General features: G+C 69.1%; 12 protein-coding genes. 1 reads left to right on the forward strand and 11 read right to left on the reverse strand.

The window, feature by feature from the left end:
* Position 1 precedes the first annotated feature (1 nt).
* The 8 genes from lipA to eno form a co-directional block, all read right to left on the reverse strand.
* Entirely contained in the window at positions 2-1,066 is a 1,065-nt protein-coding gene (lipA, locus tag ACFFIC_RS24240) for a lipoyl synthase (RefSeq protein WP_377055211.1), read from the reverse strand.
* Positions 1,067-1,137: 71 nt separating this feature from the next.
* Positions 1,138-2,532, reverse strand: a complete 1,395-nt coding sequence (gene lpdA / locus ACFFIC_RS24245) for a dihydrolipoyl dehydrogenase (RefSeq protein ID WP_377055213.1) — start codon at positions 2,530-2,532, stop codon at positions 1,138-1,140.
* A gap of 41 nt (positions 2,533-2,573) precedes the next feature.
* The gene (locus tag ACFFIC_RS24250; RefSeq protein ID WP_377055215.1) at positions 2,574-3,065 is read right to left on the reverse strand and encodes a GNAT family N-acetyltransferase; all 492 of its coding nucleotides are present in this window, start codon (positions 3,063-3,065) and stop codon (positions 2,574-2,576) included.
* Positions 3,062-4,432 carry a pyruvate dehydrogenase complex dihydrolipoamide acetyltransferase gene (locus tag ACFFIC_RS24255; protein ID WP_377055217.1) on the reverse strand — a complete coding sequence of 457 codons (1,371 nt, stop codon included), beginning with the start codon at positions 4,430-4,432 and terminating at the stop codon, positions 3,062-3,064. The genes ACFFIC_RS24250 and ACFFIC_RS24255 overlap by 4 nt, the downstream gene beginning before the upstream one ends.
* Before the next feature lie 16 nt (positions 4,433-4,448).
* Entirely contained in the window at positions 4,449-5,903 is a 1,455-nt protein-coding gene (locus tag ACFFIC_RS24260) for a pyruvate dehydrogenase complex E1 component subunit beta (RefSeq protein ID WP_377055219.1), read from the reverse strand.
* Between the two features lies 1 nt (position 5,904).
* The gene (gene pdhA, locus ACFFIC_RS24265; RefSeq protein ID WP_377055221.1) at positions 5,905-6,939 is read right to left on the reverse strand and encodes a pyruvate dehydrogenase (acetyl-transferring) E1 component subunit alpha; all 1,035 of its coding nucleotides are present in this window, start codon (positions 6,937-6,939) and stop codon (positions 5,905-5,907) included.
* 265 nt (positions 6,940-7,204) lie between these two features.
* Complete coding sequence (locus ACFFIC_RS24270; RefSeq protein WP_377055223.1) at positions 7,205-7,534, reverse strand: FtsB family cell division protein; 330 nt, start codon at positions 7,532-7,534, stop codon at positions 7,205-7,207.
* A 174-nt stretch (positions 7,535-7,708) separates the two neighbouring features.
* Positions 7,709-8,992 carry a phosphopyruvate hydratase gene (gene eno / locus ACFFIC_RS24275; protein WP_377055225.1) on the reverse strand — a complete coding sequence of 428 codons (1,284 nt, stop codon included), beginning with the start codon at positions 8,990-8,992 and terminating at the stop codon, positions 7,709-7,711.
* A 226-nt stretch (positions 8,993-9,218) separates the two neighbouring features.
* Here eno and ACFFIC_RS24280 point away from each other — a divergent pair, with 226 nt between their 5' ends.
* Positions 9,219-9,938 (forward strand): hypothetical protein, encoded by a 720-nt coding sequence (locus ACFFIC_RS24280; RefSeq protein ID WP_377055227.1) that lies wholly within the window; start codon positions 9,219-9,221, stop codon positions 9,936-9,938.
* A 34-nt stretch (positions 9,939-9,972) separates the two neighbouring features.
* Here ACFFIC_RS24280 and wrbA read toward each other — a convergent pair whose 3' ends face one another.
* From wrbA to secG, 3 genes are all read right to left on the reverse strand, one after another.
* Complete coding sequence (wrbA, locus tag ACFFIC_RS24285) at positions 9,973-10,575, reverse strand: NAD(P)H:quinone oxidoreductase (protein ID WP_377055229.1); 603 nt, start codon at positions 10,573-10,575, stop codon at positions 9,973-9,975.
* A gap of 151 nt (positions 10,576-10,726) precedes the next feature.
* Positions 10,727-12,358: a CTP synthase gene (locus tag ACFFIC_RS24290; protein WP_377055231.1), complete on the reverse strand. Its 1,632-nt coding sequence runs from the start codon at positions 12,356-12,358 to the stop codon at positions 10,727-10,729.
* A gap of 103 nt (positions 12,359-12,461) precedes the next feature.
* A complete protein-coding gene (gene secG, locus ACFFIC_RS24295; protein WP_377055233.1) occupies positions 12,462-12,833 on the reverse strand; it encodes a preprotein translocase subunit SecG in 372 nt (123 codons plus the stop codon).
* Positions 12,834-12,842 lie beyond the last annotated feature (9 nt).

A 12,842-nucleotide genomic window follows, 5' to 3' on the forward strand; every position in this document is an offset into this window, starting at 1 on the left:
CTCAGGCGACGGCCGTGCTGCCGCGGGTGGCAGCGCTGAGCAGCGCGGCCTCGCGCGCCCCGCGCAACTCCGCGAAGTCCCGGTCCGCATGGTAGGAGGAGCGGGTGAGCGGGGTGGCGGAAACCAGCAGGAAACCCTTGGCGCGCGCCATGCGGGCATAGTCCTCGAACTCCGCCGGCTCCACGAAGCGGTCAACGGCGGCGTGCTTCACCGTCGGCTGCAGGTATTGGCCAACGGTCAGGAAGTCGATCTCGGCGGAGCGCATGTCGTCCATCACCTGAAGCACCTCCGAGCGGCTCTCGCCCAGGCCCACCATGACGCCCGATTTGGTGAAGATGCCGGGATCCAGCCGCTTCACCTCGTCCAGCAGGCGGAGGGAATGGAAGTAACGCGCCCCGGGCCGGATGGTCGGGTAAAGCCGGGGCACTGTTTCAAGGTTGTGGTTGAACACGTCCGGCCGGGCCTCGACCACCACCTCCAGCGCGCCGTCCTTGCGGAGGAAGTCGGGGGTGAGGATCTCGATCGTGGTTTCCGGTGCCGCGGCGCGGATGGCCGCGATGGTGCGGGCGAAGTGGCGCGCGCCGCCGTCGCGCAGGTCGTCGCGGTCCACCGAAGTGATGACGACGTGGCGCAGGCCGAGCGCCGCCACGGCGTCGCCCACGCGGCGGGGCTCGTCCTCGTCCAGCGCGTGGGGCATGCCCGTGGTGATGTTGCAGAAGGAGCAGGCGCGCGTGCAGATGCCGCCCATGATCATCATGGTCGCGTGGCGCTGCGACCAGCACTCCCCGATGTTCGGGCAGGCGGCCTCCTCGCAGACGGTGACCAGCTTGTTGTCCCGCATGAGGTTGCGGGTCTCGTGGTAGACCGGGTGGTTCGGGGCCTTGACCCGGATCCAGTCCGGCTTGCGCTTGATCGGGTTGTCCGGCCGGTTCGCCTTCTCCGGATGGCGGAGGGGGGCCGTGGCGGCGCTGGGCACGATACGGGCGATAACAGCCGCCGGGGTTTCCGGGGCGTCCGCGGCGGTGGCGCCGCCGGCGCGGTGATCCACCAGGATACGGGTGGTCATGGGTGTCATCCTCGGCCCCGCCCCCCGGTCTGACGCGGGGCGGGGCGATGGGGGTGGAAGCGGTCCGGCCGCTAGATGTGGATCACCCGGCCATAGGCATCAAGCACGGCCTCATGCATGGCTTCACTGACCGTGGGGTGGGGGAAGACGGTGTGCATCAGCTCGGCCTCGGTGGACTCGAGGGTGCGGGCGATGCCGTAGCCCTGGATCAGCTCCGTCACCTCCGGCCCAACCATGTGGGCGCCCAGCAGCTCCCCGGTCTTGGCGTCGAACACGGTCTTCACCAGCCCCTCGGGCTCGCCCAGCGCGATCGCCTTGCCGTTGCCGATAAAGGGGAAGCGGCCCACCCGCACCTCATGGCCGGCCTCCTTGGCGCGCGCCTCGGTCATGCCGACGCTGGCCACCTGCGGGCGGCAATAGGTGCAGCCCGGGATGTTGTTCACGTCCATGGCGTGCGGATGCAGGCCCGCGATGCCCTCCACGCAGAGGATCGCCTCATGCGAGGCCTTGTGGGCCAGCCAGGGCGGCCCGGCCACGTCGCCGATCGCGTAGATGCCGGGCTCCCCGGTGCGGCAAAGCTCGTCGATGACGATGTGCGAGCGTTCCACCACCACCTTGGTGCCCTCGAGGCCGAGGTTCTCCACGTTGCCGACGATGCCCACCGCGGAAATCAGGCGGTCCGCGGTGATCTCCTGCACCTTGCCGCCGACATCGACGCTCACCGTCACGGAATCGGCCGACTTCGTGACCTTGCCGACCTTGGCGCCGGTCAGGACCGTCATCTTCTGCTTGGTGAAGGCCTTGTGGACGAAGGTGCTGATCTCGACGTCCTCCACGGGAAGGATGCGGTCGAGCGCCTCGATCAGCGTCACCTGGGCGCCCATGTTGAGGAAGAAGCTGGCGAACTCGCTGCCGATCGCGCCCGAGCCGACGACGACCAGGGACTTCGGCATGGCGTCCGGCACCAGCGCCTCGCGGTAGGACCAGATCAGCTTGCCGTCCGGCTCCAGGCCCGGCAGCACGCGGGCGCGGGCGCCGGTGGCCAGGATGATGTGCTTCGAAGCCAGCTCCGCCACCGGCTTGCCATCCTTGGTGACGGACAGCTTGCCGGGGCCGGCGAGCTTGGCGGTGCCGTCAAACACGGTCACCTTGTTCTTCTTCATCAGCCCCTTCACCCCCGCCGAAAGCTGGCCGGAAACGGCGCGGGAACGCTTCACCACCTTCTGGAAGTCGTAGCGGATGTTGTCGGCCGAGAAGCCATAGGCATCGAGCGTGTGCAGGAGGTGGTTGATCTCGCTGGCGCGCAGCAGGGCTTTGGTGGGGATGCAGCCCCAGTTCAGGCAGATGCCGCCGAGGTTCTCGCGCTCCACCAGCGCGACCTTCATTTTGAGCTGGGACGCGCGGATGGCGGCGACATAGCCGCCGGGCCCACCGCCCACCACCACCAGGTCGAATTCGTCGGCCATGCGGGCCTCCTCCGTGCGGGCGCCGGGCGCCGCGTGATCCGTCAGGCGGCCAGTTGCCGCAGGGCCTCTCCGGACAGGCGCTGGCCCGTCCATTCGTCCATGCCCCGGGCACCCAGGCCGCGATAGAAGGCGATGGAGGGCTCGTTCCAGTCGAGCACCTGCCAGTCCAGCCGCGTCCATCCCTCCGCGACCGCCCGCCGGGCGAGGAAGCGGAAGAAGGCGCGGCCGATGCCGAGGCCGCGATGCGCGGGCTCGACGAAGATGTCCTCCAGGTAGATTCCGGGGCGCCCGGTGAAGGTGCTGACGTTGTTGAACCACAACGCCTGCCCGACCACCCTGCCCCCGACCTCCGCGAGCACCGCGTGCAGGAAGGGCTTCTCCCCGAACAGCAGGGCGCGGAAGTCCTCCTCGGTGGCGACCGCCTCGTGCAGCAGCTTCTCGTAATCCGCCAGCTCGCGGACCAGGCGAACCACCTCGGCCAGGTCGGCCGGGGTGGCGTCGCGCAGCGTGAACGGGGCGGCCGCCTCGGTCACAGCATCAGGCTCAGGGGATCCTCGACGATCGACTTGAAGGTCGCGACCCATTCGGCCGCCAGCGCGCCGTCGATCGCCCGGTGGTCCACGGAGAGCGTCACGGTCATCACCGTGGCCACGGCAAGCTGCCCGTCCTTCACCACCGGCCGCTTTTCCCCGGCGGAAACCGCAAGGATGCCGGCCTGGGGCGGGTTGATGATCGCGGAGAACTCCTTCACCCCGAACATGCCCATGTTGGAGATGGAGAAGCCGCCGCCCTGGAACTCCTCGGGCTTCAGCTTGCCGGACTTCGCGCGCGCCGCGAGGTCCTTCATCTCGTTGGAGATGGTGGCCAGCCCCTTCTGGTCCGCGCGGCGGATGATCGGCGTGATCAGCCCGTCCGGGATGGAAACGGCGATGCTGATGTCCACGTCGTCGTAGAGGACCATCGCGTTGTCGGTCCAGGTCGCGTTCGTCGCCGGCAGCTTCCGCAGGGTCGCGGCCGCGGCCTTGATGACGAGGTCGTTGACCGACAGCTTGTAGGCCCCCGCGCCTTCCTTGGGCGAACGCGCGTTCAGGTCGGCCCGCAGCTTCAGCAGCGCGTCGAGTTCCACGTCGATCGAGACGTAGAAATGCGGGATGGTCTGCTTCGCCTCGCTCAAACGGCGGGCGATGACCTTGCGCATGGAGGAATGCGGCACCTCCTTGTGCGGGGCGGTGATGACCGGCGCGGCAGCGGGCTTCGGCGCCGCCGGGGCGGGCGCCGCGGCCGGGGCCGGCGCGGCCGCCTGGGGTGCGGGTGCCGCGGCGGGCTTCGGTGCGGCCTGCGCCGCCTCCACGTCCGACTTCACGATGCGGCCGTTCGGGCCGGAACCCTTGAGGGAGCCAAGGTCGATGCCCGCCTGCGCTGCGATGCGGCGGGCGAGCGGGGAAGCGAAGATGCGGCCGTTCGCCGCGCCGCCGGAGGCGGGCGCCGACGGCGCCGGCTGCGCCTTGGGCATGTCGGGCACCACCGGCTGCTCGGCGGCGCCCGCCACCTTGCCACCCGAGGCCTGCACGCCCTCGAGGGCGGGGCTGCCGGAGGGGGAGGGCGTGGATTCGGTGGCCTTGGATGCCGGCGCGGAGGCGCCCGAGGGAACCGCCTCGCCTTCCTCCACCATGACGCCGATGGGCTGGTTGACCTTCACGCCCTCGGTGCCGTCGGGCACGAGGATCTTGCCGAGGATGCCCTCGTCGACGGCCTCGAACTCCATCGTGGCCTTGTCGGTCTCGATCTCGGCGATCACGTCGCCGGACTTGACCGCCTCGCCTTCCTTCTTGAGCCAGCGGGCGAGCGTGCCCTCGGTCATGGTGGGCGACAGGGCGGGCATCAGGATGTTGGTGGCCATGGTGCGCGCGCCCCTCTTACTTGTAGGTGACTTTGCGCACCGCCTCGACCACCTGCGCCACCGTGGGCAGCGCGAGCTTCTCGAGGTTGGCGGCATAGGGCATCGGCACGTCCAGGCCCGCGACCCGGACCGGCGGCGCGTCCAGATGGTCGAAGGCGCCCTCGATCACCTGCATGGCGACCTCGGAGCCGATATTGGCGAAGGCCCAGCCCTCCTCCACCGTGACGAGGCGGTTGGTCTTCTTCACCGAAGCCAGAACCGTCTCGATGTCGAGCGGGCGGATGGTGCGTAGGTTGATCACCTCGGCCGAGATCCCCGCCTTCTCCAGCTCGGCGGCGGCCTGCATCGCGAGCCCCACCATGATGGAGTAGGACACGATGGTGACGTCCGCGCCCTTGCGCTCGATCTTCGCCTTGCCGATCGGAAGGATGAAGTCCTCCGCCACCGGGCACTCGAAGGTCTGGCCGTAAAGGATCTCGTTCTCCAGGAACACGACCGGGTTGGGGTCGCGGATCGCGGCGCGCAGCAGGCCCTTCGAATCCGCCGAGGACCAGGGCGCGATCACCTTCAGTCCCGGCACATGCGCGTACCAGGAGGTGTAGTCCTGGCTGTGCTGGGCGGCCACGCGGGCGGCGGCACCGTTGGCGCCGCGGAACACGATGGGGCAGCCGAGCTGGCCGCCGGACATGTAGAGGGTCTTGGCCGCCGAGTTGATGATGTGGTCGATCGCCTGCATGGCGAAGTTGAAGGTCATGAACTCGACAATGGGCTTCAGCCCCGTCAGCGCCGCGCCGACGGCCATGCCGGTGAAGCCGTGCTCGGTGATGGGCATGTCGAGCACCCGCTTGGGCCCGAACTCGTCCAGCATCCCCTGGGAGATCTTGTAGGCGCCCTGGTACTGGGCGACCTCCTCGCCCATCAGGAACACGTCCTTGTCGGCGCGCATCTCGGCCGACATGGCATCGCGCAGTGCCTCGCGCACCGTGATGGGCTTGGTCGGGCCCCAGTCCTTCTCCGGCTCCGCGGTGGCCTTGGGCTCGGCCGCCGCGCCCTCGCGGCGCTCGGCACCGCGGGCGGACACCGCGCCGTAGTCCTCGGCTGTTTTGGCGACCTTGGCCACGTCGCCGCCGTGCTGGGTTGCGTTGGATTCCGGAAGCTGGACCGAGGCGGCCTTGCTCCCCTGGTCGGCGGCCGGGGTGGCGGCATCGCCCGCGGGTGCCGCGCTGCCGTCGCCGCCGTCCAGCTCGGCAATGGCGGCGTTCACCTGCACGCCCTCCGTGCCCTCGGGCACGAGGAGCTTCGTGATCTTGCCCTCGTCGACGGCCTCCACCTCCATGGTGGCCTTGTCCGTCTCGATCTCGGCGAGCACGTCGCCGGACTTCACCTCGTCGCCTTCCTTCTTCAGCCAGCGGCTGAGCTTGCCCTCCGTCATGGTGGGAGAAAGGGCGGGCATCAGGATCGTCGCGCCCATGTCAGCGGGTCTCCACCAGGATGTCGGTCCAGAGCTCGGACTCGTCGGGTTCGGGGCTCGACTGGGCGAACTCGGCGGCATCGGCCACGATGCCCTTCACCTCGTCCTCCACCGTCTTGAGCTCCGCCTCGCTCCGGCCAGCCTCCAGCAGCAGCTTGCGCACCTGCTCGATGCAGTCGCTCTGCTCGCGCATCTTCTGCACCTCCTCGCGCGTGCGGTACTTCGCGGGGTCGGACATGGAATGGCCGCGGTAGCGGTAGGTGAGCATTTCCAGCAGGTAGGGGCCCTTGCCCTCGCGGCAGTGGGCCACCGCGCGCTCGCCGGCGGCCTTCACGGCCAGCACGTCCATGCCATCCACCTGCTCGCCCGGGATGCCCCACGGCGCGCCGTTCAGGGAAAGGTTCCGGGAGGCGGAGGCGCGCTCCACGCTCGTGCCCATGCCGTAGCGGTTGTTCTCGATAACGAAGACGCAGGGCAGCTTCAGCAGGGCGGCAAGGTTGAAGCTTTCATAAACCTGTCCCTGGTTCGAGGCACCCTCCCCGAAATAGGCGAGCGCCACCTTCCCGTCCTCGCGGTACCAGTTGGCGAAGGCCAGGCCGATGCCGAGCGCGACCTGCGCGCCGACGATGCCGTGCCCGCCATAGAAGCCCTTCTCGCGGGAGAACATGTGCATGCTCCCGCCCTTGCCCTTGGAATAGCCGCCGATCCGCCCGGTCAGCTCGGCCATCACGCCGCGGGCCTCCATGCCGGTGGCCAGCATGTGCCCATGGTCGCGGTAGGAGGTGATGACCTCGTCGCCGTCCTGAAGGGTCATCTGCATGCCCACCACCACGGCCTCCTGGCCGATGTAGAGGTGGCAGAAGCCGCCGATCAGGCCCATGCCGTAAAGCTGGCCGGCCTTTTCCTCGAAGCGGCGGATCAGCAGCATCTCGCGGTAGGCGCGGGCCAGGATGTCCTGATTGTGCCCGGCGGAAGGAGGCGCGTCCTTTCCGTTGCCACCGCGGCTCTTGACCGCGCTTTCCGTCCCGTTGGCCATGGGCTGCTCCTGGGTTCAAGCCGTTCGAAACACGGCCTTACCAGGGCAGATACGTTTGCCGACGCCCGACGGCAAGTTATAGGACTCAGCTAAGTCCTTGATGTTGCAGTGCGGTATGAGGATTTCCAGAAAACAATCTCATGGGCGTGAGCGGTTCTCGCCGACGAAGCAGGGCAAGCCCCGGCAGAATTCATGTTCTGCCCATGGGAAAGCGGCCCGGCGCTTGCGCCCGGGCGACGTTCCCCGCCCATGCCGTGGCCGCCGATCAGAACAGGCGGCGGTTCGGCGCGTAGGGCACGATGATCTCGTCCTTGGCGACAACATTCAGCAGCGCGCGGGCGCGCTCCTCCAGCATGTCGCGGTCCAGGTGCTCGGCCCGCAGGCCCGCCACCTTGCGCTCCATGGCGTCGCGCTCCGTTTCCGCCTCGGCCAGCACGATGCGGGCCATGGCGATCTCGGCATTGCGCGTGTCACGCGCGATCAGGCCACGCGTGCCGTGCGTGGCATGATGCGCGAAGTAGCCGCAAAGCGCGAAAAACATGGCCGGAAGCACCAGAGCTTGCGCCCGGCGCTTCACGCCTTTGAAAAAAGCCAACTGCCCCTCCCCCGAAGAGCTTAGGCCGATCGGAATGATCCCCTGCGCCCGAGTAGAATAGCAGCGCTGCTGCGGTGCAAGGCGTTTCGCGGCGAAGTCGTTGAATTTATGCGTTCGCGTTGCCGGTGAAGCGCCATTGCCACAGGCACGGGCGCTTCACCGCACGCCAGGGCGCTACCGTGCGCGGGGAAGAACCGTGCGGCCGGCGTAGCGCCCCGCGCGGCCCAGCTCCTGCTCGATCCGGATCAGCTGGTTGTACTTGGCCAGACGGTCCGAGCGGGACAGGGAGCCGGTCTTGATCTGCCCGCAGTTGGTGGCGACCGCGAGGTCGGCGATCGTCGCGTCCTCCGATTCGCCGGAGCGGTGCGACATGACGGCCTTGTAGCCGGCGCGGTGCGCCATCTCCACGGCCTCCAGCGTCTCGGTCAGGGTGCCGATCTGGTTCACCTTCACCAGGATGGCGTTGCCCACCCCGCGCTCGATCCCCTGGCGCAGGCGCTCGGGGTTGGTCACGAACAGGTCGTCGCCCACCAGGTTCACCGTCTTGCCCAGCCGCTCGGTCAGCAGCTTCCAGCCCTCCCAGTCATCCTCGGAGCAGCCGTCTTCGATGGAAACGATGGGGAAGCGGCCGCAAAGGTTGGCCAGGTAGTCCACCATCCCCGCGGCATCGAGCTTCTTGCCCTCGCCCTCCATGTCGTAGGTGCCGTTCTTGAAGAACTCGGTGGCGGCGCAATCCAGCGCGAAGACCACGTCCTCGCCCACCCGGTGCCCGGCGGCCTCGCAGGCCTTGGAGATGAAGCCGAGCGCCTCCTCCGCGCTCTGGAGATTCGGCGCGAAGCCGCCCTCGTCGCCCACGTTGGTGGCGTGGCCGGCGTCGTGCAGCGCCCGCTTGAGCGACTGGAAGATCTCCGAGCCGATCCGCACGGCATCCGCCATGGTGCCGGCGGCCACCGGCATCACCATGAACTCCTGGATGTCGATCGGATTGTCCGCGTGCTGGCCGCCGTTGATGATGTTCATCATCGGCACCGGCAGGGTGCGGGCGAAGGTGCCGCCGACATAGCGGTAGAGCGGCAGGCCGTAATGCTCCGCCGCCGCCTTGGCCGAGGCCAGGGAGACCGCGAGGATGGCGTTCGCCCCAAGGCGCCCCTTGTTGGGGGTGCCGTCCAGCTCGATCATCGTTTCGTCGAGCTTGATCTGGTCGGTCGCGTCGAAGCCCGAAAGGGCATCGAAGATCTCACCCTCCACGTTGGCCACCGCCTTGCGCACGCCCTTGCCGCCGTAGCGGGACTTGTCGCCGTCGCGCAGCTCCACCGCCTCGTGCGCGCCGGTGGAGGCGCCGGAGGGAACGATGGCACGGCCGGTGGCGCCGCTGTCCAGCACCACCTCCACCTCCACCGTCGGGTTGCCGCGGCTGTCGAGGACCTCGCGGGCGATGATGTCGGCGATGGCGGACATGGGGCTTGCTCCAGCTCTTGCTTGCGTGGGTGGGCGGGGGACGATGGGGGCGGCGATACGGCCGCGGGGCCCGGGGGGCAAGGGGGACGGCTCTGCCAACATCGTTACGAGCCCCTTCGGATCCTCGCGGCCACGCCGCCGCTTGCACCCCGGCTCCCGCGCGGATAGCACCGGAAACGGAACGGAACCGCACGGCCGCGCCCGCGGCCTTTGCTGGAGCATCGGGATGAACCGCCTCACCCTCGCCTCCGCCTGCCTCGGCCTGGCCCTTGCCCTGCCGCACGGCGCCCTTGCCCAGAAGCGCGATGGCCAGCCCACGCTGGCGCAGCTGTTCACGTTCGACATGCTGGACGTCCAGGTGCCCTTCCTCGAGCGGACGCTCGGCCCGGCCAAGCGGGTGAACCGCATGGGGTCCGGCTCCGAACGGGAATACGTGGTCGAGCGCTGCACCGTTCGTGCCCGGGTGGCCCGCGACAACAGCGTGATGGCCTACACGCTGGTGCTCTCCCCGCGCTGCACGACGAACCTTTCGGACATCTTCCGGCAGCCCTTGCCGACGGCCAACGTCATGACGGCCGGTGCGCTGCTCCGCACCGGCGCCACCGTCACCATCCCCTGCCTGGTCTCCTGCGGAAACGCCGCCGACCCGGAGGGGGCCGTCGCCTGGGAGGGTGGACGGTCGAACAGCCTGGTGGACATCGTCGGGCGCATCACCTTTGCCGACAGCGCCACGCTGGCGGCGGCCGGCGCCCTGAAGGACCGCATCCAGCGCGAGCGGGGGGAGGCTTACGTGGTGGACGAGCGCTACAACTGCGAGCCGCGCTACCGCGAGGCGGCGGCGGAGGCCTTCCGCAATCTCACCTTCACCAGCATCACCGTGGGCCGCGGCGTCGCGGCGGAGCTACGGGCCGCCACCACCCGCTCCTGCGCCCCCGCCCGCCGCTGAAAGGGAAGGAGCCGTTCCCGGCCCCTCCCCGTGCTCAGACGGCCAGCTTCGCCGCGATCTTCGCCACGTGGGCGCCCTGGTAGCGTGCCCCGGCCAGGTCATCCGCGGTGGGCTTGAGGCTGCCATCCCCGCCCGCGACCGTGCTGGCGCCATAAGGCGTGCCGCCCTGGGCGACGGCCGGGTTCATCTGCGGCTTGAAGGAATAAGGCAGGCCCACGATCACCATCCCCAGGTGCAGCAGCACCGTGTGTGTCGAGGTGAGCGTCGTTTCCTGCCCCCCATGGAGCGAGGCGGTGGAGGTGAAGGCCGCGCCGACCTTTCCCACCAGGGCGTCGGTGAACCAGAGGCCACCCGTCTGGTCCAGGAAGTTCTTCATCTGCGACGCCATGTTCCCGTAGCGGGTGGGCGTGCCGATGATGATCGCGTCGTAGTTCGGCAACTCCGCCACCGTCGCGACCGGCGCGGCCTGGTCCATCTTATAGTGGGAGGAGCGGGCGACATCCTCGGGCACCAGTTCCGGCACCCGGCGAATGTCCACCGTGGTTCCGGCAACGGAGCGCGCGCCCTCGGCGACCGCATCCGCCATCGTCTCGATGTGGCCGTAGCTCGAATAATAGAGGACCAGCACTTTCGCCATGATCGTACATCCTTATCGGCAGCCCGCCGGATTGGCGGACGGTTGCCGCTAAGGTAGGGCCGGGCCGCGAGGCTGCACCGCGCGTGCCGGAAATCGCCGTTATTCACGCGCAGGGGGTGACAAGGCCGTCATCCCCCCGCCGCCGGCAGGTTCAGACCAGCCGCGCCTGCCGAACAGCCGCCCCGATGAAGCCCGCGAAAAGCGGGTGCGGCTCGAAGGGCTTGGACTTCAGCTCGGGATGGTACTGCACACCAAGGAACCAGGGATGGTCCGGGCGCTCCACGATCTCAGGCAGAACGCCGTCTGGCGACATGCCGGAGAAGCGCAGGCCCGTGGCCTCCAGCTTCTCGCGGTAGTTCACGTTCACCTCGTAGCGGTGGCGGTGGCGCTCGCTGATCTCGGCGCGGCCGCCATAGATGGAGCGCACCAGCGAATCCTCCGCCAGAAGGGACGGATAGGAGCCCAGCCGCATGGTGCCGCCGAGATCCCCGCCCTCCTCGCGCCGCTCAAGCTGGTTGCCCCGCTTCCATTCGGTCAGCAGGCCCACCACCGGGTCCTCGCAGGGCCCGAACTCGGTTGAGGAGGCGCCAGGAAGGCCCGCCTGGTTCCGCGCGGCCTCCACCACCGCCATCTGCATGCCGAAGCAGATGCCGAAGAAGGGCACGTTCCGCTCCCGCGCGAACTGCACCGCCCGGATCTTGCCCTCGCTCCCCCGCTCGCCGAAGCCGCCGGGCACGAGGATGCCGTGCACCCCCTCCAGCCGCTTGGTGGCGCCCTCTCCCTCGAAGATGGAGCTGTCCACCCAGTCGAGCCGCACCTTTACGTTGTGCGCGATGCCGCCATGGGTCAGCGCCTCGCCCAGCGACTTGTAGGCATCCAGCAGGGACATGTACTTGCCCACCACCGCGACCGTCACCTCGCCCTCCGGCTGCTGGAGGGACTGGACGATGCGCTGCCAGCGGGACAGGTCGGGCTCGCCATAGACGGACATGTCGAAGTGGCGGAGCACTTCGCGGTCCAGCCCCTCGGCGTGGTATTGAAGCGGCACGGCGTAGATCGAGGAAGCGTCCAGCGCCGGGATCACGCTCTCGGGCCGCACGTTGCAGAAGTTGGCGATCTTGCGCCGTTCGTTCTCGGGGATCGGCCGGTCGCTGCGGCAGAGCAGCACATGCGGCTGGATGCCGAGCCCCAGCAGCTCCTTCACGCTGTGCTGGGTGGGCTTGGTCTTCAGCTCGCCGGCCGAGGCGATCCAGGGCACCAGCGTCAGGTGGACGAAGATGCTGCGGCGCGGCCCCAGCTCGTTGGCCAGCTGACGCAGCGCCTCCAGGAACGGAAGGCTCTCGATGTCGCCGACGGTGCCGCCGACCTCCACCAGCACGAAGTCGTAGTCCTCCACACCCGCGGTGATGCCCTCCTTGATGGCATCGGTGATGTGCGGGATCACCTGCACGGTGCCGCCCAGGTACTCCCCGCGCCGCTCCTTCGCGATCACCTCCGAATAGATCCGCCCGGTGGTATAGGCGTCGGACTGGTTGGCGTGCACGCCGGTGAAGCGCTCGTAATGACCGAGGTCGAGGTCGGTCTCGGCCCCGTCATCGGTGACGAAGACCTCGCCGTGCTGATAGGGGCTCATCGTCCCCGGATCGACGTTGAGATAGGGGTCCAGCTTCCGCAGCCGGACCTTGTGGCCGCGCGCCTGCAGGAGGGCCGCGAGGGATGCGGCGGCGATGCCCTTGCCGAGGGAGGAGACCACGCCGCCGGTGATGAATACGTACCGCGTCATGGGAGACCCTCATAGCAAGCGTTTGGGCGCCGCAGCCAGGGGCGCGGACGCAAGGAAGCCATGCGCGGCCGCCCCTTGCGAGGGGGGCGGCCGGAACCGGTTCTCAGTTGGTCGGAACGGCCGGCGCCGGGGGCAGCGCGGGCGCGGCCGGCGCGGCAGGTGTGCTGCCGGGGGCGGCGGGCGTCGCGCCGGAGGGACCGCCCGGCACGGCGGCCGGCGGGGCGTCGAACAGCGAGCGCTGGCGTCCGGTGCCCTGGTTCATCAGGCCCAGCGCAAGGGCCAGCGCCATGAACACGGCGGCGAGCACCCCGGTGGCCCGGGTCAGGAGGTTGGCGGTGCCCCGGCCGGACATGAAGTTGCCCATGCCCTGGGAGGAGCCGATGCCCAGCCCGCCGCCCTCGCTGCGCTGGAGCAGCACCACCCCGATCAGGGCGGCGGCGACGAAGAAATGCAGGACGAGGAGGACGGTGATCATGGCGGCCGG

The organism is Muricoccus vinaceus (assembly GCF_042433125.1).
In the GTDB taxonomy this organism is placed as follows: domain Bacteria; phylum Pseudomonadota; class Alphaproteobacteria; order Acetobacterales; family Acetobacteraceae; genus Roseomonas; species Roseomonas vinacea.

What these genes read in the sequence shown, in the direction of transcription:
- lipA (WP_377055211.1), bottom strand. Translation starts at nt 1,066, where the DNA reads ATGACCACCCGTATCCTGGTGGATCACCGCGCCGGCGGCGCCACCGCC.
- lpdA (WP_377055213.1), bottom strand. Translation starts at nt 2,532, where the DNA reads ATGGCCGACGAATTCGACCTGGTGGTGGTGGGCGGTGGGCCCGGCGGC.
- ACFFIC_RS24255 (WP_377055217.1), bottom strand. Translation starts at nt 4,432, where the DNA reads ATGGCCACCAACATCCTGATGCCCGCCCTGTCGCCCACCATGACCGAG.
- ACFFIC_RS24260 (WP_377055219.1), bottom strand. Translation starts at nt 5,903, where the DNA reads ATGGGCGCGACGATCCTGATGCCCGCCCTTTCTCCCACCATGACGGAG.
- pdhA (WP_377055221.1), bottom strand. Translation starts at nt 6,939, where the DNA reads ATGGCCAACGGGACGGAAAGCGCGGTCAAGAGCCGCGGTGGCAACGGA.
- eno (WP_377055225.1), bottom strand. Translation starts at nt 8,992, where the DNA reads ATGTCCGCCATCGCCGACATCATCGCCCGCGAGGTCCTCGACAGCCGC.
- ACFFIC_RS24280 (WP_377055227.1), top strand. Translation starts at nt 9,219, where the DNA reads ATGAACCGCCTCACCCTCGCCTCCGCCTGCCTCGGCCTGGCCCTTGCC.
- wrbA (WP_377055229.1), bottom strand. Translation starts at nt 10,575, where the DNA reads ATGGCGAAAGTGCTGGTCCTCTATTATTCGAGCTACGGCCACATCGAG.
- ACFFIC_RS24290 (WP_377055231.1), bottom strand. Translation starts at nt 12,358, where the DNA reads ATGACGCGGTACGTATTCATCACCGGCGGCGTGGTCTCCTCCCTCGGC.
- secG (WP_377055233.1), bottom strand. Translation starts at nt 12,833, where the DNA reads ATGATCACCGTCCTCCTCGTCCTGCATTTCTTCGTCGCCGCCGCCCTG.